Source organism: Gardnerella sp. KA00718 (assembly GCF_049244285.1).
Lineage (GTDB): Bacteria > Actinomycetota > Actinomycetes > Actinomycetales > Bifidobacteriaceae > Bifidobacterium > Bifidobacterium vaginale.
Genome location: NZ_CP058370.1, coordinates 659,674 through 682,657, shown reverse-complemented (window position 1 = coordinate 682,657; position 22,984 = coordinate 659,674). Strand labels below are relative to the sequence as shown.

Sequence of the window (22,984 nt, the reverse complement as noted above, 5' to 3'; positions counted from 1 at the left end):
TTTCGATTATAGTCGATAAATTTATTGTTTTTTATAGTTGTTTCTATTATAATCGAAACAAATTAAAAATTCACTTTTGGGCTTTATAATTAAAAAAAAAAAATAAAACATCTTTATTCAAACGTCTGCAATTCGTATGCTTTTAATACACAACCTTTGACATCAAGCAAATGTTCTAAACGTGAGATTTAGGAAACTTACGAGTATAGCTACACTTTTTTCAAGTGCACACTATGGATATTAGGTGCACTTTTTAACGATAGGAAAAGCTATCGTTAAAAAGTTTAATTTTCTAAAACCAAGCTTACCCCACGGCTGCCAATCAGCGTTCAAGCTCCTCAAAAACATCATCTATCGGACAACTATCACCTTGAACCGCCTGATCATAACCTTTAGCCATCAACGCGTTAAACGTTTTCTCATCCATATCATCTTGTGCTGGAAGAGACTTTGGAATAGTAAGCGAAAACGGAATACCCTTATTAAGAATGATTTGACGATAAAACATGTCAATAGCCGTAGCCCTAGGAACTCCAATCGTTTCCAGAATCTGCTCCGCCTGCTGCTTAATATTTTCCTGTATTCTCACATTCATATTCGCTGTTTTAGTAACTGCCATATCAACCAATCGCCATACACACACCATAAATACTGTATCGCATATTGCAACACATTCCACTTGTTGCTTCACAAACGTATACAGTATGCAATTACGATATGAATTCAAGCCCAACAATCCACCATCAGTAACGTCTCAACGAACGCAACTCACAGTACTTTTGGATTCTTAATATTCATCAAAATTAATCACTTTATCAAATACATCACAATTAGTTTGCGCGTGCAACACAACTACAAGCTTGTTATTCCTCGTTTTAGCACATCTAATAGCTCGCACAATTATTTCACGTTCACTACAACCATAAGCATCAGTTACACTTTTGAACGTCTCATCCAACATAACAACAGTTCGCTGCTGAGAACCAATACACTTTGTGAGCGACGTGAAATCTGGAGCAACAATAGCACCGTTATCATCAAATAAGTAATCTTCAATCAGCATACAATTCTGAGTATTGTTATGATCAAACCAATCTCGCAACAATACTGATTTACCAGCACCACTAGCGCCAATAATAGCAACTGAAGAAATATCACTATCAGCAATAGTTTTACTAAGATTCTGGTATGCTAATTCATTCCTCTTATACGCTTGCTGCTTACGCTCATAATTTTCCAAACTGAAAACTCGCTGAGCAGTCTGGGTTAAAACTCCTGAATCTTGCAAAGTTTCAATCACATTTTCCAAGCTTGACGACAGCATTACCACAAAATACAACACAGCACTAGCAGAAGCAAAATTCATTGATGATACTGTAAGCATATAAAGTATTGAAAATTCCAACACTAAAGAAAGACTTTGCATCATGCAATTTCTCACTGTGTAAATATTGATAAAACGACGCATACGCTGCCAATACTTATTTTCTGACGAAGCATAATGATACTTGCGCGAACTATCAAAAATAGTACCTTGCGGTAAGCTTCGCGTTGATAATAACGACGATAATGCTCCTAAGAACTTATCGCGATATTGTGCTTGTTTATCCGCAGCCGTATTAAGTAATCGAGAACCGGCATACCATATTAGACAAGATAACGGCACCATAATAATCATTATGTATACGTACTGCGGTACTGCAGCAATTGTCATAGCAAGAACTATTACTGTTTGAACAATAATAAAAATAACGTGTGCAATAGCACTAGGAATACTCATCTGTAAGTCAGAAAAATCATCCCCAAGTCTACCTAAAACATCACCTTTATTATCAATATTTGAATACTTATGCAAACGCATAATCAAACGATTATGCAGTTTTGTAAGTCTCACAATTGGCACAGCATATACAGGAAAATTAAGAGCAATAATACCAACTACAATAAGCAAGCTTGCAAACAATGCAGAAGACTGAAGCATATTTAAGTTGGTGTTCGTAGCAATATTCTCTACAAACATTAACTCAGCAAGAACTATGAGTACTGTTGCTATCGGCAAACAAACAATACTAGCGGAGAATAATTCGCGCACAGTTCTAATGAACTTACCACGTGATTCTGCACCTGTAGGAATTTTCGATTCCACACAATCCGCTTGCATAGTTTTACACTACAAGTATTCTGCAAATGATTTTCTTCAACCACACTATGCGTGACTTGCTTAGAGTTGTTACCATAAAACACGCAAGGAATATACTCTGGATTACGTGCAAATAAAACAATATGATGAACTTGAGAACTTAGCATAGCTTGTGAAACTGTTTCTCGAAGCTCTGGATTTAACACAGAAAACACGTCATCAAGCACCAAATATTCCACGTCTTGAGCAAACGCCATAGCCAGCACCACGCGTTGACACTCACCAACAGATAACGTTTCAGGATTATGCAAAAACCTATCCGCAACCTCACGTGACACATTAAATAAACGCAAGAAGTTTTCGTACTTCCGACGAGTATCATCGCTCGCAATATCAAACCAAGCTTCAATAAGCCCCTGCGACATAATAGGATTACAAGGCACCAATATTTTACTACTGCTAACAATGGAATCATACGCATTCAACGCCGATCCAGCTTCTTTAGACAAAAGAGCGAACTTATTATCAAACACAACAGAATCAGAAATATTAGTAGCATCCGCGAGAGTATTATTCATAGCATTTTGCTCTAATTGCACTAAATCCTTGTCCATTGGAAGAGCAAGCCGAATCACGCGATAATTCACAATATTATTCTGCATGGCGCCATACAAATATTTAATCGCAAAAAGAATTCCAACATTAAACAACGCATTTGGAAAAATAGTTACATGAACAAGAACAACACCAGCAAGCAGTAATGTCAACCCACCTTGCTCGACAATATTACTCAATAATTGAGGAAATATGCGCTTATAAAGCACTCTTTCTTCTGCTTTACGTGCATCTTCAATCGCTGTAATACCAACATTATAACGATACACTCTTGAAGCGTGAGGAAGTTTATCAATAATTTTACTGAGAAGATTACGACGTTTACCTTCTAAATCCACATAGTTCTTCCACAATACGCCAATCCAACGTATAAGGAACAAATTACCAACGCATAATAGAACTAATAGTAAAACCGCTACAATACTATTCTCGTGATATTGAACAACACAGATAGCAAAAAGAATAATAAACTGCAATATTGATAACACAAAATCAACACCATAAGCTATCTGACTTATCTGATTTGGATATGTTAATGCCGAAGACTGCAATGTTTCATCATCATTATTCTGAACAGATAAACGCACAAAACGATGGAAAGTAAGCTGACGAAACAAAGCGATAAGAAGCATTTCACAACGATCTTTAGCAATAAAACCAGATGCTTGTAAGAAGAAAGATAACGCCAACTTAAACGCAACAAACCCTTCAAGCAGCGTCGAAGCAGAATGCAACGATCCCATCGTATAAATAAGCAGCAACATTCCAGCAAGCTGTATCAAACCAGTAATAAAAATTGATAACACCTGCGGCATAAGAACTATAAAATATACTAAAGCACCTTTTGTACGTTGATGCTTCGCAACGAACGAATCATAACGAGATACAACCCTATTTAACATATACCTCCAACATACATATTCATTCCAAACCCTCTAATCTACAAGTTTCATTAACTAATTCATCATCAGGGAAACGATTCAAATCAAGTGCAAAATATCACTATTTCTTCTTATAACCTACAGCAACATTACCTGCTTTATTAAGCCCTGGTACTTTAAGAACATCAGAGCCTGGCTTGTCTTTTAAATCAAATTTCCCAACTAAAAATAAAGATTTAAGTCCTGGACCAGGTAAATTGAACGATGAGTCAACTAACTTAATACGCTTATCTCCAAGAGTGACTTTAGACAAATCATAGTGAGAATCAAGAATATCGCGCGACACAAAGAGATACAACTCATCCTTATTCATATAGTTTTCTGGTATACGAAACTCTTCCCGAGACACCGCCACCGTTTCCCAATGATACGACGCAAGCTCCGCCTTCTCATCATCATCAGCACATCCAGCAAGAGAAAAGATAGTACCTAGCAGCAGAAGCACAACAAGACAACTTTGAAAAATGGTTTTACCAAAAATAGTTTTACTTCTCATAACACTACTAGTCTCCTTTTCGTTAACACGACTCTGTATCAAATGATTATAAAACAGACTATTAAGTAAACAAGATCTACCATTCGCTCTGATTACTGTAATAATCTTAATAAAGATATTACTTTTTTGTATTAATTTGTCTAGATTATCAACGCTAATCTCTTCGTTCACTATCAAACTATAATTTTCATAAACAGCAAGGTTCACGAAACAGAAGAACCAGAAGGATCAATATCATCATGCTCGTTTAATGCTTCCAACAATATTCCCTCATAAACGAAGCAATTACCTGCAAATCTTCACCTTCATAATATTCAACAAACAACTTCTTAAACTCAGGAACCCTATTTTCTTGAATAACCAACAAGCCATTACCATGAGAAATCAAATAATGCAGGGAACTTTCTACAATTTTTACACTGATTTGTTACCTAAAACATAAGCAACTAGCGCACACAACTATGGATTCTACTATCTGGCAATCTTCAGACACTCTTCGATTCTGGCATCCAACGATTCTGCCTACTACCAATCAACCCTACTACCAATATGCCCTACTGCTCTTTGCAATTAGCCCAGTGCTATATTCATAAGTATAAGTGTTCTGCATATGAGCATCACTCGACGACCAGCTTCCATTTGAAGATTTTGAAGCCTTAAACAGAATATAAAGACCACATTTTCCATCCTGAGAGTCCCTGTTATACTGCAGATAAGTAATGTCCGAACGGCTTTCACTCAGAACAAAGTACATATCCCCCTTGGCGGTATAGTTCTCCTTGAACGCAAAGCCTTTCGCCGCAAAATACTTATCAAATATCTTAAGCGCTGCATTTCTTTCCTTCTTTGATTCTAAATCACGCTCATCTGTCATTGGTCGAAGATACTTAAGGAAAAACGGACCTTCAGACCGATAAAGATAATACTCAAAAGGAGCATACATATCATCCACGTGCTCTGTGTATGTACCATTATCATTTTGTTTCACAGAATATCTTCCAACAATAAATAAAACGTCAAAAAATCCAAGACCTAAGATAATCAATACGCAAAGTAGAACAGATAGATAACGAAGTACAATTCTTATACCTATTTTCCGTATACGCGAAATAAGATAGAGATTATAGAAAACAAATTCAAGAGCAATCGTAATCATCCAAACAACTGGCATTGCCGCGCATATAACATATACCCAAGTCTGCAAAAGCCACCGATTTGGAAGATGCAACGCAGTTATTTCAAAAAATGCAGTTAGAATACCACTTAACACAAAAAAGCAACAAAGAACCAGTGAGAGTCTACCCTTCCCCTGTTGATTATCATAGCTAAGAAAAGATTTGTTACGCTCTACATTTGCACTCCTAAAACGACTATGTATATTGCGCTGCCCAATAACACAAATAACCCAAATAAGAGACACTACAACAAGAAGAAGAATTGCAAAACAATAGGTGATCCATCCAAAAAGCTGTAGCTTATTGGACGCCATAAAAACAGTTCCAATAATCATTAAGATGGAAAAGATTTCCGCACTCAGTTGTAAAACCTTATACTTGGACAATTCCTTATTTGCACTGTTAAGGTTCTCACATATTTGCTCATGTGATTCACAATATAGTGGATTTTTCTCATCTGTGGGAGTATGTTCCTGCTTTTCCTTCTCTTTCATCGATGAATCTGACATTTTTCTATCCCTATATTCTGTTTACTATATTGCGCTTACGATTTGCAATTGTTCTAATTGTTCCAGTCGCTTAGCCTGTTCTCTTCTAGCGTAAATAATCGCGAGTATTTCAACTTCTTTTCTACTCTCATCAACACAACGTTTTCTCATCCATATAAGCAAGCATATTCGATACGCAATATTAAATATATTAAAGACGTTACTTATGTACAAACCGATACTTATGACACATCAAATCGTCAAAATTTCTCTTAACTTTATGTCATGCTCATAAAAGCAAACAAAATCTCGCTTATCACGCCTACACTGCCTTCATGAAAACGGTACAGTATTTACCCAAGCTCCTTAAACCACGTCTTCCCATGGCCGCTGGATTTTAATCGGATATGATTATCCCAACTTTCCAAGTAAGATAAATTAACGTAAAATGAGTGAAAAATAGTCCGTCTACGACAGTAGTCATCCACTTGGCTATATAAATTTAAGGAGGTTTGTATGAAGAAATCTATGTATCAAGCTATACGATTATTCCTTTTTTCATTATTACTCCCTCTTTTAGGTCTTATTATTAACTCTCTTAAATCACTCAGTTGGGAAATTGTTTATGACTCACCCTTTTTATTAATTGTTATAGCTCACGTATTTGGTTTAACAAGACTTGTACTTTACTCAATCATCGTCAATCAAAAAACACTCGAAAACTTAGGAGTTTGTAAAACCATCGTTATTGCGCTCATCGCCCCTGCTATTGATTTATTGATATTACAAGAGTCTCCTCGGCAATTGGGTAATAGCTGGACTTGCACGTACATTACATTTTTTATTACTCTTGAATGTATCCCAACTATAATTCCAATCATTGTTAAAGAGTTTTTACGCAGAAGAAAACAAAAACACAAAGCCTAAAATTGCACCCACCTAATCTGCCCTTAACATCAATACTATAGTCTCGACGTACGTAGAGTCTTTTGCTCAAAAGAGAAGAAAACAGTCTTATAAAATCTTATGCGGCTACTGCGGTTCTTCTCCGTGGATGCCACTTGATAACGAGAACAATATTGGTAAGCACAATGCCAACAACTACGCTCACCCATACCAAACTCGGTGTAAGAAGCCAAGCGAGAACACCAAAAATCAGCAGTCGAAGCAGTACAACAATAACTAAGAAAGGCCAACTTTTTGTTAGGCATTTCGGTTGATCATCCTTCAATGCGCCCATCAGAACCATAATCGCAGCCGCCGCGCAAGAAAATAGCATATTGCCCAAGAATATGACGAGTAGCGTTCGCCAGCCAGCGATACTACCCAGCATCCACCATTGCAGCATCAATGCAAGCAAAAATGTGACAACAGCATATACTGCTTCCATCAGCATATTCGCAACGATTAACGAGGAAAATGTTAAAGACACATCTCTAGGAGTGCCTGTTTTACCTGCGCTCGCATGCTGTAATGCAATCATATTTCTCGCCTCGGCGCGCTTTACGCGCTCTTCTTCAAGCATTTGAACGCCAAGCTCAACCGATTTCTTTGAAGCTTCCTGTAATTGCGCATCCGTCATACATGGCTGCCAAGGCTTTTCAAAAACAAACAGCAACACACTAGTAACCGCTGCACCAATAATAATGCTTAGCAACGTGATATCGGAAACAATCAATGAAGCAATACCAGAGGTCACCAGCAGCCTGAGCACAAAATCGATGATTCCAATAAGCAAATCACCAGACCCGTCATCTGGTCTACGATGCCTATCCCACTGCAAATACGCTGTACTTAGCAGCGAAAACACCACAACACTCAACGCGAGTATGACCACAGTTTCCCAACCTAGTACGCGGTGCCCTACGAACTGCTGTACAAGCAGCGAAATAATAAGCGTGCAAACGCTAGCAACAGTTTCTGTAATCACATGACCCCAAAAAGCATGCTTGAAAAGCACTGGCCTTACATTCGTCTCACTCATCATCTTCTCCTAGAAAAAGCAATCACGGAATATCGTGCTTTGATTATACAAAATGTCTAAAAATTGTCCTAAGCCACGATTGAGTGGTCAGTACAGATAAAATTTAATATTTTTCCTATATATTAATCCAATACCTTCTTGTTGTAACGTTTCCTCTTGATAAGCTATTTTTCACTTTGTTTTCTAAAATTCCACCATTATTTTCTATAACTCGTATGGATCCAATATTGTCATCATCACACGTAATCAGAATTTTATGTAGATTCAAAGTCTCTTTACAATATGTAAGTGCCATAGAAAGCATTTTTGTTCCATAGCCCTTCATACATTCAGACTGTCTAATCTCGTACCCTATGTGACCACCATAGTTAATTAAAAAAGAATTTAATTCATGCCTAATATTAATTTCACCAATAAATTTTTCATTATCTATCAGCCAAAACGTAGTAGCTTTAACATAATTTTCAGGCAAATTTATACCATGTTCAATATTATAAGAACTCTCTATAATTGTCTCATAATTTCTAAAACGTCTCTCTGCATTCGGCCTAAAAATTTCATCTTCTTCATTTGCTTCTATATAACCTTGGATATATTTACTATCTGGTCTAATTAATTTCATAAGTTCTCCTTATTCTTAATATGCAACTCTAATAAGAATGCAATTCTATTAAAATTAGAATCCATAATAGTCTGTTTAGTTTTAATAGTATTACTATTAAAAAAAAAACCACACATACAAGCTTTATTAAAGAAAAATTTTTTAATTTTTCAAGTGCACACTATGGATATTGGGTGCACTTTTTACGATAGAAAAAGGTAATCGTTAAAAGGTTTAAAATTGGCTTAATATCTTGAGTTTGAATCCGAAGATACAACAACGGAAAGCTATAATCTGAATAGTGATTAAACTTTTGCTTTCATTCGCTTGCATATGCTTGCAAGAATTTTGTAAAATAAGGTCAGAAAGGAAGCCAACACAATGACAAACACGAACGCTGTATATGCAAGAATCGATACAAATCTTAAAGAAAACGCCGAAAACATATTGAACCAACTTGGAATAACACCATCTTCAGCAATCCAAATGCTTTACAGCCAGATTGTTTTACAAAAAGGTATGCCTTTTGAACTCCGATTGCCAACTAATAAGCAAGAAGAACCGCTTACTTTAGGTAATTTAACTCGAGCCGAACTGGATGCAGAATTACAAAAAGGCATCGACTCTATTTCAACTGGCAAACAATATAGTGCAGATGAAGTAGACCAATTCTTCGCTAAGAAATACGGCGTATGAGCACAACCTATAGCGTCATTTATTCTCCGCAAGCGTTCCTTGATCTCAGCGAATTATACGAGTATATTCGCTTCACATTACAAGTTCCAAAAACGGCGGAAAAACAAGTCAACCGCATTAAGCATGCTATACGTTCTCTTGAGACTATGCCTATGCGATATACGCTTATTAATTGGGAACCTTGGTGTTCTAAAGGAATACGCAGAGTTCCAGTCGACAACTACACTGTTTTCTACCAAGTAGACGAAAACCAAATGACTGTAACAGTTATTCGCATATTCTACTCAGGCAGAAATATAGAAAGTATTGTTAACGACACAAACAACTAATGCGCGTTTGTATTAGAAAAGTAACGAACGAAGTAGCGTAATTTCGAACGTTATAAAACACACTCACCTAATCAGCCTTTGACATCAATACTATAGTCTCAACGTGGATTTAGAGAACTCCTAGTATGGCTACACTCTTTTCAAGTGCACACTATGTATAGTGGGTGCACTTTTTAACGATAGAAAAATATTGCAAAAAGGTTTAAGACCTGCTTAATAACACGTTTACATTACAATTGTTCCAGTTGCCTAGCCTAGTAACTTCTAACGTAAATAACCGCGAGTATTTGAATTTCTTTTCTATTCTCATCAACCAAAAAGTAAATGTAATAATTTTTTACGCGTATTTTTCTAAAACCAAGATTACCCCACGGTTGCCAATCATCGTTCAAGCTCTTAAAAAACATCATCTATCGGATAACTATCACTTTGAGCCGCCTGATCATAGCCTTTATCCATCAACGCGTTAAACGTTTTCTCACAACATGAAACAATATATGACTTACAACAAATATATTTTTTCTTTATCAACACATATTTGCGAAGTACGATTGTAAATTTGAGTTATATCCTCCATTTTTTCAACAAACACTTTTGTTTCCGGATCACGCAAAACAGCAAACTCCTTTACTGCTTTTGCTCCCATTGCATTAGCATTTTCATGTAATCCGTTTCCTTTATCTTGTAAAAACTCATCAACAGAACCATCTTTAACTAAAGGAATACCACCAATTAGCTTACCAACAGCAGTACCAGCAGTACCTATAGCTTTCACAACGTTGACTTCCACTTCCGAATTACCAAGTTTTTCTAAATATAAAGAGCTTTTTTCAAATTTCTCACAGTAGTCATCAGACAATTTCTTTATCTCATTTTCTGCATTACTAATGTACTCTTCCGAAAAATTACCACTTAACATTATTTCCATCAAAGATGATAGAGAGAAAATATACAACGACAATCTGTAATACTTAAACTTTTTCCCTAAATCAGACAACGTCGAATTTACGTTACTTTTAGACACAATAAACTTCTTTAACAGAAGAATATCAGTAATCTTTTTCTGATAAGCAATAATGTTCTTTCTAGCACGATTCTTAATATCGATAACAAGCTTATGATTATTCGTAACAGAAATTTCATTATCCCAACTGCACTTATAAGTAGAAGCAATCCCCATCAATGACTCAACATCTGCCTCAATCTGTGACTCATTCTCAACTTCCATAAAGGTAAGTATCTTTTCCTGCGTCTCTTTAATCTTTTTCATATCTTTTTCAATAGAATAAATAGCCACAGCCATCATTAAAAGAGCAGGATTAAACGGAAGTGCTGTTTTCATAGAACCTTGCAAAGACTCCATCTTTGAAATCTGCATCATTCTAGAACCACCGTCAGCTTTTCTTAAAGATCCCCATAGATTCCCATTTTTTGCGTATTTTAGAGTATCACCTGCAGCTTTATTAGCAATCTTATAAAGACCATCCGTAGGAATTGTTATTGTTTGAGTAACCGTATTACATGCAGGAATTAATGACGATAAACCAGATCCAAAATTCAATAATTCAGATACGGGAACACTTAATACTTTATTGTTGTTCTTAGTAAAATCTTTAACATCCACAAGAAGTTTTTCAGTAAAATCTACTAACGCATTTTCACTGTTACTTGCCGAAAGCTCACTACTGTTACCCATAAGAACAATACTATCTGAAATAGTATCTGAAAGAAAATTATACTTCTATTTTTTCTTACTCTCTTGAATACTATGAAACTTTGCAAACAATATTATCGAAATTAAATCCAATGGAAAGCAAACTTGACATTTACTTTCGAAACGATTATCTTATATGTAAAGCTAGCTTTCCATTAGAAAGGAGAATGTAATGTGAAAAATAGACTTGAACAAATTAGAAAAGAAAAAGGCATAACACAAGAAGAACTTGCAGACGCACTTGAAGTATCAAGACAGACAATCGGTTCTTTGGAAAATGGAAGATACAACCCGTCAATCATATTGGCATACAAAATTGCCAAGTACTTTGATTTAACAATCGAAGAAATATTTATCTACGAGGAAGATAAAAAATGAAAAAACAAAAAACACAGAATTTTTGGTACATAGGATATGTAATAGGAGTTTGCGGACTAATTCTTGCACTGACTCTTAAACTGAACGAATCCGTAGAAATTGCACTGTCAGTTGTTTTTGTTGCAACTATCTCACTTTCACACGTAAAAATCATGCACTATAAGATGATGAAAAAAGACCACAACTACAAAATAAACGTGAACGATGAAAGAAACGAGAAAATCAAAGATAAAGTAAATGCAACAATAGCATTCATACTAATGCACCTAATGGGAATAATTGCCATAATTGCATTTATCACAAAAGCATATTTGCCAGCTGCTCTTTTAGCTATTTCGATTGCCTTTTCTCCATTAATCATGTTTTTTATCAACAAATATTATGAGAAAAAATATTAAAATCAGACCTGACCAGCTCATTTACTAATTATTACGAAGCTTACCAACTTTCATAAATTCCTTATCTCCAATACGGAACTTTTTACTATTAAACGCCACTCCCATAATTCTGCTAATAATATACTCATCAGTTATAAGCACGAAATACTGCTTATCTTTTTTATCCACCAAATAATACTGATCAGCCCCAAGAGTGGCAACAGCTTTACTGAAATCATATATGCCAAACAATGGCAATCCTCCAAGGAGAGTAGAAAACCATCCAACAAAATTATCCACCATTTTCTCAGATGAACTGTTATAAGTCTTAACAACAGTTAGCATATTGATTTCTGAGTCAGGATATTCATCTAGGACAATCTGCTCTTTAACTTTCGACTTCTTAAAACTGCTCAACCTACCGTCGAAACCATATTTATTGAGATTAATAGGCTTCTTAGTAATAGAAAAATCAACACTATTGTTCTCATCCAAAAGATAATCAACACTCACGCTTAGAGCAGATGCAATAAATTTCAGATTCTCGATATCTGGCAAACCCCGATTCGTTTCCCATTTTGCTACAGCAGCACGAGATACCATCAATAATTCCGAAAGCTCCTCCTGCGTCAACCCAGCTTCCAGACGAGCCTTTCTAATTTTTTCCCCCAAAGATATAACACTACTCATGACACAACTCCTTTCAAATCACTTATTACACATCATGAAATTACTTGACGGAAACCAAAATAGTATTGAAACATTTGATTTATATACCGCCTAATTACAAACTAACAAATAATTTACAACGGAAAAAGAAACAAGGTGAAACACTATAGTTACCAACTGTAACAGAATAAGAAATCAAATAATGTAGGGAACTTTTTTACAATTTTTACACCGATTTGTTCCCTAAAACATAAGCAACTAGAGCACACAAACACTCGACAGCAGAATAGCAAAATCACATCTAGAATCTCGAGAAGTAAGCTTAAATCCACCGCACGCTAAACCTTTTAACATTTAGTCCTACAACCACATTTCTAAACAAAGCCAATCGTCGCACTAATATCCCGCCAAACATCGGAACAAAATCCAGACAATCGTCGGAATGAAAACCCGCCAATTCGCAAGGAAAACAATGAAACATCGCGCTTGCTCTTGCTTATTAAACCCTTTAATAATAGCCATCGCAAAACATAATCTACATAAGAGCAAAATCAAGTACCTTACGCATTCTCTTCCAATAGAAAATCCGGTAAATATTTGTATATAATCCCTTCTTGCGAAAAATTCATTGTGTCCATCGATAAAACGAATTTGGGATAATTATCCTTAACCAATCAATAAACGCCAAATTCCCTACTACGAGCATCTTCGCTAGCCATCAAATAAGCAACTTGATAACTTGGAGGAATAAGTCTTATCGAGAACAGAAGTAAGCTGGGTGTGGCTATCTAAAAAAATGTCCGCACCCCGACGGTAAAGCCTATATGTGCGACATTTTTAATCATACTTTCACCCTTGGGGGTAATATTAAGCGCAAGCATACCATATTTCGTTCGGATAGCACCTGTTATTCGCCACAAAATCGACGCTGAAAGTCACTTATTTCTTTCCGAGCCTCCACGCTTTGAGCACTACTTCTATTACTCCGTAAGTCAATGCGGACAACGGCCAAACAATCCAACTTTTTCCCCAATCGGACGTGATGAAACTGTAGACTAAATAAATGCAGACAATTATAAGCCAGTAAGCTTGGAGCAATAACCTAATCTTTGCAGGATAGACAATCTTTTTCTTCGGTTGCAGCAAACGGTAATAGGACGAGCGGATAATATTCGCCTGTACAAATAAATAAACAGCTGCTGCCACTAGGGCAATAGCGATAACTACAAAAAAGTCGGATGAAAGTTGATAAAATTCCGGCACTATATCCGAAATTATAAGAAAAATAAAGGCAACCATACATAAAACGACACCGCTGACCGTCCGCAGCACATACGACGGCATGAACCGTTCCAAGCGTTCTTTGAGCACACTGTCAACTCCGTAAGCTGTTTCAAAGTCCTCTTTTTCCAAATATTGATAACGCTTTTCGTGGAAACTCTGAATAATAAAAATAGCTACAGCTACGGCAATAATAGCAACGCTGAATGCTAAGCCAATAGTTTTACCGACTTGCGCATTTACTGTGGTAGAAAGCAAAAGATTACTGCCGATCAACGGGATTGCCGCCAGAATACAAAGAAGAACGCCTAGAGCAACATAGGCGGCAAATGATATTCTGTGAGCAATATAAGCGGAGGCTTCTTCCAGCTCAATTACACGCATGCGGACGCCGGCTTCTTCCTGGCAGGCATTTTCATTTGCGTTGACGTTCTTCCCCATAACATCAATTTCATCTTTTACAAGAAGATCTGTACTAACACCAAACAAACGGCTCAATGCAATTATCCGTTCCATATCCGGGATACTTTGTGCGCCTTCCCATTTGGAAACAGCTTGGCGACTGACGCCCAATTTGTCCGCCAATTCTTCCTGCGACCAACCGTTTTGTTTACGCAGTTCCAATATTTTATCTGCTAAAATCATAAAAACATCTCCATTTCAAACTAGAATTCATCATGATCGTGGTGAAATTATAGCTGAAACAGCAGTTGCGTAGTAGCAAGTGCGATTGGCAATTTCCGTTGAAAGCGCAATTTCTGCCGACAAATGAGCGCAACCGACCGCCAATTTGTTTTCTCTCATGTTCGCACCGCATTTTCCAATCATCTTCACTAACGCAAGCAAGCGCATCCGTTACAGACTGCAAATCTTAATCCTCATAATATTCAACAAGCAACTTCTTAAACTCAGGAACCTTATTTTCTTGAATAACCAACAAGCCATTACCATGAGAAATCAAATAATGCAGGGAACTTTTTTACAATTTTTACACCGATTTGTTCCCTAAAACATAAGCAACTAGAGCACACAAATATGGATTCTACTATCTGACAATCACTATCTGGCAATCTTCAGATACTCTTCGATTCTGGCATCCAACGATTCTGCCTACTACCAATCTGCCCTACTGCTCTCTGCAATCAGTCCAGTGCTATATTCATAAGTATAAGTGTTCTGCATATGAGCATCACTCGACGACCAGCTTCCATTTGAAGATTTTGAAGCCTTAAACAGAATATAAAGACCACATTTTCCATCCTGAGAGTCCCTGTTATACTGCAGATAAGTAATGTCCGAACGGCTTTCACTCAGAACAAAGTACATATCCCCCTTGGCGGTATAGTTCTCCTTGAACGCAAAGCCTTTCGCCGCAAAATACTTATCAAATATCTTAAGCGCTGCATTTCTTTCCTTCTTTGATTCTAAATCACGCTCAGCGGCATCATGCAAATCGTAATTTTTATCTGGCTCTTCAACCTTTAATCTTGTATCTTTTAATCTTGTATCTTTCCTGTTATTGCGATCGATTCTGCGATACCACTCAGATTCACTTATTTTTGGATCAGTATCACTTGAATCTGTCATTGGTCGAAGATACTTAAGGAAAAACGGACCTTCAGACCGATAAAGATAATACTCAAAAGGAGCATACATATCATCCACGTGCTCTGTGTATGTACCATTATCATTTTGTTTCACAGAATATCTTCCAACAATAAATAAAACGTCAAAAAATCCAAGACCTAAGATAATCAATACGCAAAGTAGAACAGATAGATAACGAAGTACAATTCTTATACCTATTTTCCGTATACGCGAAATAAGATAGAGATTATAGAAAACACATTCAAGAGCAATCGTAATCATCCAAACAACTGGCATTGCCGCGCATATAACATATACCCAAGTCTGCAAAAGCCACCGATTTGGAAGATGCAACGCAGTTATTTCAAAAAATGCAGTTAGAATACCACTTAACACAAAAAAGCAACAAAGAACCAGTGAGAGTCTACCCTTCCCCTGTTGATTATCATAGCTAAGAAAAGATTTGTTACGCTCTACATTTGCACTCCTAAAACGGCTGTGTAGATTGCGATGCCAAATAACACAAATAACCCAAATAAGAGACACTACAACAAGAAGCAGAATTGCAAAACAATAAGTGATCCATCCAAAAAGCTGTAGCTTATTGGACGCCATAAAAACAGTTCCAATAATCATTAAGATGGAAAAGATTTCCGCACTCAGTTGCAAAACCTTATACTTGGACAATTCCTTATTTGCACTGTGAAGGTTTTCACATATTTGCTCATGTGATTCACAATATAGTGGATTTTTCTCATCTGTGGGAGTATGTTCCTGCTTTTCCTTCTCTTTCATCGATGAATCTGACATTTTTCTATCCCTATCATCGTTCAAGCTCTTCAAAAACATCATCTATCGGATAACTATCACTTTGAGCCGCCTGATCATAGCCTTTAGTCATCAAAGCATTAAACGTTTTCTCATCCATATCATCTTGTGCTGGAAGCGACTTCGGAATAGTAAGAGAAAACGGAATACCCTTATTAAGAATGATTTGACGATAAAACATGTCAATAGCAGTAGCCCTAGGAATTCCAATAGTTTCCAGAATCTGCTCCGCCTGCTGCTTAATATTTTCTTGTATTCTCACATTCACATTCGCTGTTTTAGTAACTGCCATATCAATCAACCTCCATACACTCATCATAAAATACTGTATCGCATATTGCAACACATTTGCACGAATGGGATTTTTTGACTGTCATACACGATTTTTATGTTCGCATTACTGCATCTGATAGCACAATCAAGCGCCGTGACGGTGGGAAGCACCACTTATTTTTCTCCTTTGAGTTTGAACATAAAAATAGCAGATAAAGGGAAGGAAATGAATTTACACAACTTTTAGGACTTGACCTATGAAATAATTAATAGTTCCATTTTCAATCAATATATAAAGACCGAGTCCAATAAACACGACAGGTACAATTACTTTTTCGTACTTTTCCACAGTCTCTCCGATAGCAGAAATTGAGGCGAGATTTTGAGATAATTTGCATAGAATCAAAATCCCTAAGGCAAATATTACTAAACTTATACTAATCTCAATCAAACTCTTTCCTGTAAAATAGGGGATATAAATTCCTAAATTATCTCCACCCATTGCCACTGTTAAACTTGTAAATGCTAAGATTTTTGATCCATCTCCGGTAATTTTCCCCTCGATATCTTCTTCATCAATATCTTCATCCACAAAAATTGCTCTTATACCAAGACCTAGCGGAATTAGACCAAGGAGTCCGATAATCCAATCTTGTGGAATAAAATTTAAAAAGTAAGCGGCAATAAGACTAGCCAGTACAAGCAGTCCTGTACCTAAATACTGCCCTACATAAATTGATTTCAAACCTTTCTTTCCTTGACTAGCGAATAAAATAGTCAAAACAACTAAGTAGTCAATGGATGTAGAAACAAAAACTAATAAAGCGGATACTATTGTTTCCATTATTTCTCCTTTCAAAATGTTAAATTTTTTAGACAAGGGGGTGCGGACATTTTTTCGACAGACGCACCCTCTTCTCTCCATTGATACTCAACCCGTAACTCTTTTAACAGCAAAAAAGCACGTCAGAGACTTGCTGATATACTTTTATTTTACCTTACACTTTTCCTGTAAGCTTAACACTTTAGTTCCGTTTTGCTCCCATCAATGAAAGTAAGATCAACCTTTCCATCGTGATGCACAGTTAGATGGTCAACAATGCTAAGCCAGACGTTTTCATCGAACACTGTTAACAAGTCCTGTTTTTTCAAGTCCTCGATAAAATATTCAACTTCATCATGCCTCATTTGCTTGTCAACAATGCGAGCTTTTACTTCCTTAAGCCTTGATTCTACAGTATTAAACCTGTTCACTAGACTCGTATATTTTTTCTCATACTCATCCTGGTTCTGCAATTTCCGTGCATTTTCATTGATACAGTTGTTAATCTTTTAACGATTACCCTAACTAATCACCGGCTAAACAGGACGGACATTGAGCCTGACTTTAAGATTCATAAAAAGAAGTGACTATTACTGACAGAGATCAGTAATAGTCACCCAACGTGAGATATTCAACTATTGACTTGAACCAAACAAAATTCAATCAGTCTTTCGAAGGACAGTCTTAAGCGAGATCACTGTGACACCAATAGCAAAAGAGGTAAAACCAATTCTAATAGCAAGTGTGCCATCCCATATTAAGGCAACCAGCATCGCGATTAAGGCAACCGTCAAGCCGAATGTCGCTACTTCACGGCAAAAACGAACGAGCTTGTCCATTCCTTAAATACCTCCTCGTTCACATACTAATAATCAGGTTTCATTTTAACTTTTGAGCTATATTTTACCACTCAACAAAGTGGGTGCAGGGTGGGTGCAAAGTGTGTGCACTTTTTAACGTTAACATCCTGTGCACTCAACCCTAGAGCGTCGATATCTTACCTCATACAGAAAAATAGCGCTCAAAAACCGCGCCAAGGCAGCCTAAAGCCGCCACGCATTAAACCTTTTAACGATAACTCTCGCAAACCCCTGCTATACAAGGGCAAACTTGCACCCACCTATTAAGCCCTAAACATCAATACGACAATCTCACATGTATCAAGACTACCCTTATGATAACCATGCATCAAAAAAGAGCCTTAACGTTCGTTGCAGGAAAGAAGCTGACAAGGGGAATGTCGTATGATGATAAAAGTCTAAGGCACTACAAACTGGGATTTGGATTTTACTTAAAATTGTATTATTTTATTAGCGATATCTTCTACAAATCGCTTATCGTGTTCCACAAATATGAGTGTAGGCTTTGCTTCTTTTATAATTTCCTCAATCTGTATTCTTGATATTACATCTATATAATTCAGTGGTTCGTCCCAAACAAATATATGAGCTGGCTTTGAGAAACTTACAGCAATTAAAACTTTCTTTTTTTGTCCATCACTATAATTCTTCATATCCATTTCAAATAATTCTCTTGAAAAATCTAATTTTCTTAGAATTGTTTTACACAATGTTTCATCAACATCTTGCTTGTGAATATATTCATTTAGGCTACCTGTTAAATTAGATGTGTCTTGAGGAATATACGAGATTTTTAAATTACCTGCTAATTTTATCTCACCTGTATACTCGTGATTTATACCTAATAAAATTTTAATCAAGGTTGATTTTCCGCTACCATTACCCCCATATATAGCCACTATGTCGCCTTGCTTTATCTCGAAACTTACATTATTTAGGATCTGTCTCTCTCCATAGCATGATGATAAATTGCTAACCGATATTAGAGGATTTTTATGATGATGTAATGGATGCAATAATAGACTTTCCTTTGTTTCGATATCTTTTAGTAAACTCTGTTTTTCTTCTATTGCCTTGTTTTGTCTATTCTCCAAATTCTTAGATTTTTTCATCATCTTGGCTGATTGATGACCTATATGTCCTTTGTCTGGTTTTACACCTGATACTTTTACACCATTTTTAGTATTTTCAATTTTATCAGACCAAATTTGACTTTGTCTTGCAGACTCTTTTAATCGTTTAATATCTTTTCTTAATCTCTCATTTTGACTAATTTCAAATTGGTCTTTCATCACTTTGTTTTCATACCATGATGTAAAATTTCCCGATTGGACATCAATAGAATTCCTGTTAATAGAAATAACATGATTGATACAACCATCTAAAAAATCTCTATCATGAGATATAAGCAAAAATCCTTTTTTACTTTTCAGATATTCACTTACAATTTTTCTTCCGTCCATATCTAAATGGTTTGTTGGTTCATCAATAAGTAAAAAGCCATCTTCTCTTGTAAACAAAATAGCTAAAAGGATTTTTGTTTGTTCCCCTTTAGAAAGCGTTTCAAACTCTCTGTAAACAAGGTTCTCATCTACATTTAGCAAACTGAGTTCTCTAAATAACTTCCATTCTTCATCATCTGATATTAGTTCTTTATATAACTCAATTCCTAATTTTGAAGTATCGCTTATATTTGGTGGAAATTTAATAAATTCAACATCCTTGCTTATTTTACCTTGATAAGTTTCTTGATTTAAAAGTAACTTAAATAGAGTTGATTTACCGATTCCATTTCTTCCTATCAATCCCGTTTTCCAGTTTGTATCAAAGGAAAACGATACATTTTTAAATATGGGTTTTACATATCCATAATATGAGAAAGTGAGGTTTTCAATTTTAATTACTGACATAAAACGCCTCCCTAAATTATCATTTACCGCCCGGGTGCAAAGTGTGTGCACCTTTTAACGTTTAGTTTTTCATGTATTACTACGGTTATCACTGCTTTGCTTTTCAGTCATTTCAATTCTCGATTAGGTAATTTTCCAGTTCTCAAAGCGACAGTAACAAACTCAACCTCTTGCAAGCACTTCTCGCAAAGTTCATAACCTTCATTGAAGTTCACTCTTGACCTAAATGTGCTAGCAATGAATTCGCATGGTGAGGTGATCCTTTCAACTACACCGCACCGTTCGCACTCAGCATACACATTCCCATCCTTAATCGGAATAAACATTCCATGATCTTTCTCATTTCCCATGACGCTAACATCTTCGAAATCATCAAATTTTACATAGAGCATATACGGCTTCCTCCTTTATCGGTATGTCTATATACGCTCTAATTCCAACTTATATCAAGTTTTATTGCTTCTTTTTTGATCTATATGTCTGCTACTTCGCAATAGCTTTCCCATTAAGACAGTGCACCATGTAATGCGCAAATCCATCGTTTTTACAATTTACCTTCTTCTTATCTGAAACCTCGGTGACACCATTCTCACAATCTACTTCAAGGCTTGCATCCTTGGTGATTGTTCCTTCTAAAATACTCATGCCATTTAACGTATCAAGCGTACAAACATGAGTTACTTCTACGTTTGTTGCTGAAGCCAACCCATTATAACATTTAAGAAAGACATCATCCGCCTTCAAATTAACAACTTCTACCTTGCCATTGTTCACTTCTACATAAAGCTTACCAATCTCAATATCCGTGATGAGCACTTGATTAGAATCAGATTCAACCTCACAAACTTCCACATCATGTGGCAAACTCACAACAATTTCAGGCATACCCTGAGTAAGCCACCTCACCCAATTCGAAGCTGAGACTTTTTTAGTTTGAATAAGCCTTATAACATTTTGCGCTTCCTCAACCCTCAATATATCTTGTTCACAGTTAACAAAGCTCACACCAAAGGTATCAGCACGTTTCACCGTTAAACGAACATCTTTCGTCTCTGCGATAAACTTCTTATTATCCATTCCTTAAGCACCTCCTCGTGCACATACTAATAATCAGGTTTCATTTTACCTTTTGAGCTATATTTTCCCACTTCACAGGGTGGGTGCAAAGTGTGTGCACCTTTTAACGTTAACATCCTGTGCACTCAACCCTAGAGCGTCGACATCTTCCCTCAAACAGCCAAACTGCACTCAAAAATCACGAGAACCCAGCTTAAAGCCGCCGCACATTAAACCTTTTAACGATAGCCCTCGCTAAGCCTTGCTACACAAGGGCAAATTTGCACCCACCTAATCAGCCCTTGACATCAATACAACACTCTCGACGTGATGAGTTTCCGGATATAAGTCGAATGCGCGCAAAGACTGAACGCTGTATCCAAGCTCTCTAAACGTGCCAACATCGCGAGCAAGACTAGTCGGATCGCAGGCAACGTACACAACAGCTCTTGCTCCAGACTTCGCAATCTGCTTACAAACTTGAGCTTTAGCACCAGCGCGCGGAGGATCCAACACAACAACATCTGGATGCGCAAATCGGCGCACAATTTTAGACGATTTACTCGCCTTAAACACCTGCGATTCAAGCGTTTGCGCAACATCCCCTTCAAGCGCTTCAACAATATCTCTGCTAAGCCCTGCGCGCCCAATGTTTCGCCTTGCGTTCTTTACAGCAATCGGCGCACCCTCAATACTAAGCACGCGCGCTGGCTCTGCAGAACCAAAAGTGCCAGTAGTACCAAGAGCACCCACAGCACTAGAAGAATCTCCTCCAACATTAGCCAAAGTCGCAAGCGGAATCGTAAACAAACCCGATCCAGAATACAAATCCCACAAAACCGTATTCTTAGTACGACCACCAAGCGCAGAACGAACTAATCCCAAAACGTAGTTCACCAAATGCTCTGGAGCTGCGCGATGAATCTGCCAAAAACCGCGGGCGTCAACATCGTAATCAAAAGTACGCATACGCGATGAATCTCCATCAACAGCAACGCGTACACGCTCACTCAACAATGCCGATCCTGCAACCAACTCATCATTTACTATAAGCGCATAATTTTCGCCAATCGCACTAAGAATCGCAGCCTTATCATTAAAATCCAAGCCCTCAACCCTAGGCTCTGGAACAGCAAGACGAATTTGCGAATTTGGCTCAAATTCTCTATTCCACAAGCCCAAAGAATCCGCAACAGCCAAAACCGCGCGCGACGCAAGTGGCATAGTATCAATCGCAATGCGATCATGCGACTCACGCTTACGCATAGACAATCGCCCTTCATCATCCGCAACCAACTCCATGCGCGTACGCCAATTAAACCCGTTAAGCTCCTCATCCCCCGGCATGCGCTCAACAGTAATATCGCTATCCGCAACATCCATATGCGCTAAACGCTGGAATTGATTGGCAATTACGGACGCCTTCCAACGAATCTGCCCAGGCAAAGAAACATGAATTAAATCCGCGCCACCAACTCCGCCACCCTGAGCCAAAGGACCAGCGAGTTTCCATTGCGGCTCCACACGATCCGCGCTAGGCTCCAAAACTTCTACAACTTCTCCAGTGAAAAAGTGCGCTTTTGCACGCATTGGCTCATCCATGCGCACAACAACCAGCTCACCAGGTAGCGCAAATCGCACGAATACAACGCGTCCGTCAAGATGACCTACGCATCTTCCTTGATCCGCATATCGCTCGATTCGCATCGTCACTTGCATAAACTACCCCTTAGTTTTGCGTTTTGTTAAGCCGATTCTCTAAC

General features: G+C 37.2%; 27 protein-coding genes and 1 pseudogene. 5 read left to right on the top strand and 23 right to left on the bottom strand.

The annotated features are described in order from the left end of the window. Nucleotides 1–322: 322 nt before the first annotated feature. The 7 genes from HXT55_RS02715 to HXT55_RS02685 form a co-directional block, all read right to left on the bottom strand. Nucleotides 323–619 carry a type II toxin-antitoxin system RelB/DinJ family antitoxin gene (locus HXT55_RS02715; protein ID WP_421792791.1) on the bottom strand — a complete coding sequence of 99 codons (297 nt, stop codon included), beginning with the start codon at nt 617–619 and terminating at the stop codon, nt 323–325. Between the two features lie 168 nt (nt 620–787). Further along, nucleotides 788–2,059, bottom strand: a complete 1,272-nt coding sequence (locus HXT55_RS02710) for an ABC transporter permease (protein WP_421792431.1) — start codon at nt 2,057–2,059, stop codon at nt 788–790. Continuing rightward, the gene (locus HXT55_RS02705) at nt 2,050–3,657 is read right to left on the bottom strand and encodes an ABC transporter ATP-binding protein (RefSeq protein WP_421792429.1); all 1,608 of its coding nucleotides are present in this window, start codon (nt 3,655–3,657) and stop codon (nt 2,050–2,052) included. The genes HXT55_RS02710 and HXT55_RS02705 overlap by 10 nt, the downstream gene beginning before the upstream one ends. A gap of 100 nt (nt 3,658–3,757) precedes the next feature. Then, nucleotides 3,758–4,192, bottom strand: coding sequence for a hypothetical protein (locus HXT55_RS02700; protein WP_032834394.1), 435 nt, complete (start codon nt 4,190–4,192; stop codon nt 3,758–3,760). 247 nt (nt 4,193–4,439) lie between these two features. After that, a complete protein-coding gene (locus tag HXT55_RS02695) occupies nt 4,440–4,580 on the bottom strand; it encodes a hypothetical protein (RefSeq protein WP_174143094.1) in 141 nt (46 codons plus the stop codon). Nucleotides 4,581–4,733: 153 nt separating this feature from the next. Continuing rightward, on the bottom strand, nt 4,734–5,876 hold the full coding sequence (locus HXT55_RS02690) for a YcxB family protein (protein WP_421792426.1): 1,143 nt from the start codon (nt 5,874–5,876) through the stop codon (nt 4,734–4,736). A 24-nt stretch (nt 5,877–5,900) separates the two neighbouring features. After that, a complete protein-coding gene (locus HXT55_RS02685; RefSeq protein WP_275895718.1) occupies nt 5,901–6,026 on the bottom strand; it encodes a hypothetical protein in 126 nt (41 codons plus the stop codon). 345 nt (nt 6,027–6,371) lie between these two features. Here HXT55_RS02685 and HXT55_RS02680 point away from each other — a divergent pair, with 345 nt between their 5' ends. Further along, nucleotides 6,372–6,782, top strand: a complete 411-nt coding sequence (locus HXT55_RS02680; RefSeq protein ID WP_116437719.1) for a hypothetical protein — start codon at nt 6,372–6,374, stop codon at nt 6,780–6,782. Between the two features lie 97 nt (nt 6,783–6,879). Here the strand turns inward: HXT55_RS02680 and HXT55_RS02675 are convergent, their stop codons facing one another. Continuing rightward, nucleotides 6,880–7,839, bottom strand: a complete 960-nt coding sequence (locus tag HXT55_RS02675; RefSeq protein WP_064623632.1) for a hypothetical protein — start codon at nt 7,837–7,839, stop codon at nt 6,880–6,882. Between the two features lie 115 nt (nt 7,840–7,954). Then, a complete protein-coding gene (locus HXT55_RS02670) occupies nt 7,955–8,461 on the bottom strand; it encodes a GNAT family N-acetyltransferase (RefSeq protein WP_101888711.1) in 507 nt (168 codons plus the stop codon). 360 nt (nt 8,462–8,821) lie between these two features. Here HXT55_RS02670 and HXT55_RS02665 point away from each other — a divergent pair, with 360 nt between their 5' ends. Continuing rightward, a complete protein-coding gene (locus HXT55_RS02665) occupies nt 8,822–9,136 on the top strand; it encodes a type II toxin-antitoxin system RelB/DinJ family antitoxin (protein ID WP_004114757.1) in 315 nt (104 codons plus the stop codon). Continuing rightward, nucleotides 9,133–9,465: a type II toxin-antitoxin system RelE/ParE family toxin gene (locus tag HXT55_RS02660; protein WP_004113282.1), complete on the top strand. Its 333-nt coding sequence runs from the start codon at nt 9,133–9,135 to the stop codon at nt 9,463–9,465. The genes HXT55_RS02665 and HXT55_RS02660 overlap by 4 nt, the downstream gene beginning before the upstream one ends. 254 nt (nt 9,466–9,719) lie before the next feature. Here HXT55_RS02660 and HXT55_RS02655 read toward each other — a convergent pair whose 3' ends face one another. The 3 genes and pseudogenes from HXT55_RS02655 to HXT55_RS02645 form a co-directional block, all read right to left on the bottom strand. Continuing rightward, nucleotides 9,720–9,875 (bottom strand): hypothetical protein, encoded by a 156-nt coding sequence (locus HXT55_RS02655; RefSeq protein ID WP_004114756.1) that lies wholly within the window; start codon nt 9,873–9,875, stop codon nt 9,720–9,722. Further along, a pseudogene (locus HXT55_RS02650) lies at nt 9,862–9,945 on the bottom strand (toxin-antitoxin system protein); the annotation flags it as partial. The gene HXT55_RS02655 and the pseudogene HXT55_RS02650, both read right to left, overlap by 14 nt. Nucleotides 9,946–9,967: 22 nt before the next feature. Further along, nucleotides 9,968–11,161 carry a hypothetical protein gene (locus HXT55_RS02645; protein WP_004114755.1) on the bottom strand — a complete coding sequence of 398 codons (1,194 nt, stop codon included), beginning with the start codon at nt 11,159–11,161 and terminating at the stop codon, nt 9,968–9,970. Nucleotides 11,162–11,353: 192 nt separating this feature from the next. Between HXT55_RS02645 and HXT55_RS02640 the strand changes: the two genes are divergently transcribed. Both HXT55_RS02640 and HXT55_RS02635 read left to right on the top strand, forming a co-directional pair. Continuing rightward, the gene (locus HXT55_RS02640) at nt 11,354–11,557 is read left to right on the top strand and encodes a helix-turn-helix transcriptional regulator (RefSeq protein ID WP_019261341.1); all 204 of its coding nucleotides are present in this window, start codon (nt 11,354–11,356) and stop codon (nt 11,555–11,557) included. Next, a complete protein-coding gene (locus tag HXT55_RS02635; protein WP_421792423.1) occupies nt 11,554–11,955 on the top strand; it encodes a DUF2178 domain-containing protein in 402 nt (133 codons plus the stop codon). The genes HXT55_RS02640 and HXT55_RS02635 overlap by 4 nt, the downstream gene beginning before the upstream one ends. 24 nt (nt 11,956–11,979) lie before the next feature. On the opposite strand, the gene HXT55_RS02630 is transcribed toward HXT55_RS02635, so the two are convergent. The 11 genes from HXT55_RS02630 to HXT55_RS02580 form a co-directional block, all read right to left on the bottom strand. Continuing rightward, complete coding sequence (locus HXT55_RS02630) at nt 11,980–12,624, bottom strand: helix-turn-helix domain-containing protein (protein WP_421792421.1); 645 nt, start codon at nt 12,622–12,624, stop codon at nt 11,980–11,982. A gap of 918 nt (nt 12,625–13,542) precedes the next feature. Then, complete coding sequence (locus HXT55_RS02625; protein WP_103013161.1) at nt 13,543–14,529, bottom strand: helix-turn-helix domain-containing protein; 987 nt, start codon at nt 14,527–14,529, stop codon at nt 13,543–13,545. A 468-nt stretch (nt 14,530–14,997) separates the two neighbouring features. Next, nucleotides 14,998–16,281: a YcxB family protein gene (locus HXT55_RS02620; RefSeq protein WP_421792419.1), complete on the bottom strand. Its 1,284-nt coding sequence runs from the start codon at nt 16,279–16,281 to the stop codon at nt 14,998–15,000. Between the two features lie 13 nt (nt 16,282–16,294). Then, nucleotides 16,295–16,591 (bottom strand): type II toxin-antitoxin system RelB/DinJ family antitoxin, encoded by a 297-nt coding sequence (locus HXT55_RS02615; RefSeq protein WP_285068936.1) that lies wholly within the window; start codon nt 16,589–16,591, stop codon nt 16,295–16,297. Nucleotides 16,592–16,804: 213 nt separating this feature from the next. Continuing rightward, nucleotides 16,805–17,416 (bottom strand): CadD family cadmium resistance transporter, encoded by a 612-nt coding sequence (locus HXT55_RS02610; protein ID WP_004120505.1) that lies wholly within the window; start codon nt 17,414–17,416, stop codon nt 16,805–16,807. Between the two features lie 173 nt (nt 17,417–17,589). Continuing rightward, nucleotides 17,590–17,868: a hypothetical protein gene (locus HXT55_RS02605; protein ID WP_285068935.1), complete on the bottom strand. Its 279-nt coding sequence runs from the start codon at nt 17,866–17,868 to the stop codon at nt 17,590–17,592. A gap of 186 nt (nt 17,869–18,054) precedes the next feature. Next, on the bottom strand, nt 18,055–18,234 hold the full coding sequence (locus HXT55_RS02600) for a hypothetical protein (RefSeq protein ID WP_004128547.1): 180 nt from the start codon (nt 18,232–18,234) through the stop codon (nt 18,055–18,057). A gap of 452 nt (nt 18,235–18,686) precedes the next feature. Next, complete coding sequence (locus HXT55_RS02595) at nt 18,687–20,165, bottom strand: Lsa family ABC-F type ribosomal protection protein (RefSeq protein ID WP_004113321.1); 1,479 nt, start codon at nt 20,163–20,165, stop codon at nt 18,687–18,689. A 107-nt stretch (nt 20,166–20,272) separates the two neighbouring features. Then, nucleotides 20,273–20,557 (bottom strand): hypothetical protein, encoded by a 285-nt coding sequence (locus tag HXT55_RS02590; protein WP_004114737.1) that lies wholly within the window; start codon nt 20,555–20,557, stop codon nt 20,273–20,275. Nucleotides 20,558–20,648: 91 nt separating this feature from the next. Beyond that, nucleotides 20,649–21,242, bottom strand: coding sequence for a DUF4097 family beta strand repeat-containing protein (locus HXT55_RS02585; protein WP_004111245.1), 594 nt, complete (start codon nt 21,240–21,242; stop codon nt 20,649–20,651). A gap of 270 nt (nt 21,243–21,512) precedes the next feature. Beyond that, the gene (locus tag HXT55_RS02580; RefSeq protein WP_421792416.1) at nt 21,513–22,940 is read right to left on the bottom strand and encodes a class I SAM-dependent RNA methyltransferase; all 1,428 of its coding nucleotides are present in this window, start codon (nt 22,938–22,940) and stop codon (nt 21,513–21,515) included. Nucleotides 22,941–22,984: the final 44 nt, after the last annotated feature.

What these genes read in the sequence shown, in the direction of transcription:
- HXT55_RS02600 (WP_004128547.1), bottom strand. Translation starts at nt 18,234, where the DNA reads ATGGACAAGCTCGTTCGTTTTTGCCGTGAAGTAGCGACATTCGGCTTG.
- HXT55_RS02685 (WP_275895718.1), bottom strand. Translation starts at nt 6,026, where the DNA reads ATGAGAAAACGTTGTGTTGATGAGAGTAGAAAAGAAGTTGAAATACTC.
- HXT55_RS02625 (WP_103013161.1), bottom strand. Translation starts at nt 14,529, where the DNA reads ATGATTTTAGCAGATAAAATATTGGAACTGCGTAAACAAAACGGTTGG.
- HXT55_RS02645 (WP_004114755.1), bottom strand. Translation starts at nt 11,161, where the DNA reads ATGGGTAACAGTAGTGAGCTTTCGGCAAGTAACAGTGAAAATGCGTTA.
- HXT55_RS02680 (WP_116437719.1), top strand. Translation starts at nt 6,372, where the DNA reads ATGAAGAAATCTATGTATCAAGCTATACGATTATTCCTTTTTTCATTA.
- HXT55_RS02665 (WP_004114757.1), top strand. Translation starts at nt 8,822, where the DNA reads ATGACAAACACGAACGCTGTATATGCAAGAATCGATACAAATCTTAAA.
- HXT55_RS02700 (WP_032834394.1), bottom strand. Translation starts at nt 4,192, where the DNA reads ATGAGAAGTAAAACTATTTTTGGTAAAACCATTTTTCAAAGTTGTCTT.
- HXT55_RS02660 (WP_004113282.1), top strand. Translation starts at nt 9,133, where the DNA reads ATGAGCACAACCTATAGCGTCATTTATTCTCCGCAAGCGTTCCTTGAT.
- HXT55_RS02715 (WP_421792791.1), bottom strand. Translation starts at nt 619, where the DNA reads ATGGCAGTTACTAAAACAGCGAATATGAATGTGAGAATACAGGAAAAT.
- HXT55_RS02670 (WP_101888711.1), bottom strand. Translation starts at nt 8,461, where the DNA reads ATGAAATTAATTAGACCAGATAGTAAATATATCCAAGGTTATATAGAA.
- HXT55_RS02580 (WP_421792416.1), bottom strand. Translation starts at nt 22,940, where the DNA reads ATGCAAGTGACGATGCGAATCGAGCGATATGCGGATCAAGGAAGATGC.
- HXT55_RS02620 (WP_421792419.1), bottom strand. Translation starts at nt 16,281, where the DNA reads ATGTCAGATTCATCGATGAAAGAGAAGGAAAAGCAGGAACATACTCCC.
- HXT55_RS02590 (WP_004114737.1), bottom strand. Translation starts at nt 20,557, where the DNA reads ATGCTCTATGTAAAATTTGATGATTTCGAAGATGTTAGCGTCATGGGA.
- HXT55_RS02635 (WP_421792423.1), top strand. Translation starts at nt 11,554, where the DNA reads ATGAAAAAACAAAAAACACAGAATTTTTGGTACATAGGATATGTAATA.
- HXT55_RS02690 (WP_421792426.1), bottom strand. Translation starts at nt 5,876, where the DNA reads ATGTCAGATTCATCGATGAAAGAGAAGGAAAAGCAGGAACATACTCCC.
- HXT55_RS02630 (WP_421792421.1), bottom strand. Translation starts at nt 12,624, where the DNA reads ATGAGTAGTGTTATATCTTTGGGGGAAAAAATTAGAAAGGCTCGTCTG.
- HXT55_RS02610 (WP_004120505.1), bottom strand. Translation starts at nt 17,416, where the DNA reads ATGGAAACAATAGTATCCGCTTTATTAGTTTTTGTTTCTACATCCATT.
- HXT55_RS02675 (WP_064623632.1), bottom strand. Translation starts at nt 7,839, where the DNA reads ATGAGTGAGACGAATGTAAGGCCAGTGCTTTTCAAGCATGCTTTTTGG.
- HXT55_RS02615 (WP_285068936.1), bottom strand. Translation starts at nt 16,591, where the DNA reads ATGGCAGTTACTAAAACAGCGAATGTGAATGTGAGAATACAAGAAAAT.
- HXT55_RS02655 (WP_004114756.1), bottom strand. Translation starts at nt 9,875, where the DNA reads ATGATGTTTTTTAAGAGCTTGAACGATGATTGGCAACCGTGGGGTAAT.
- HXT55_RS02595 (WP_004113321.1), bottom strand. Translation starts at nt 20,165, where the DNA reads ATGTCAGTAATTAAAATTGAAAACCTCACTTTCTCATATTATGGATAT.
- HXT55_RS02705 (WP_421792429.1), bottom strand. Translation starts at nt 3,657, where the DNA reads ATGTTAAATAGGGTTGTATCTCGTTATGATTCGTTCGTTGCGAAGCAT.
- HXT55_RS02585 (WP_004111245.1), bottom strand. Translation starts at nt 21,242, where the DNA reads ATGGATAATAAGAAGTTTATCGCAGAGACGAAAGATGTTCGTTTAACG.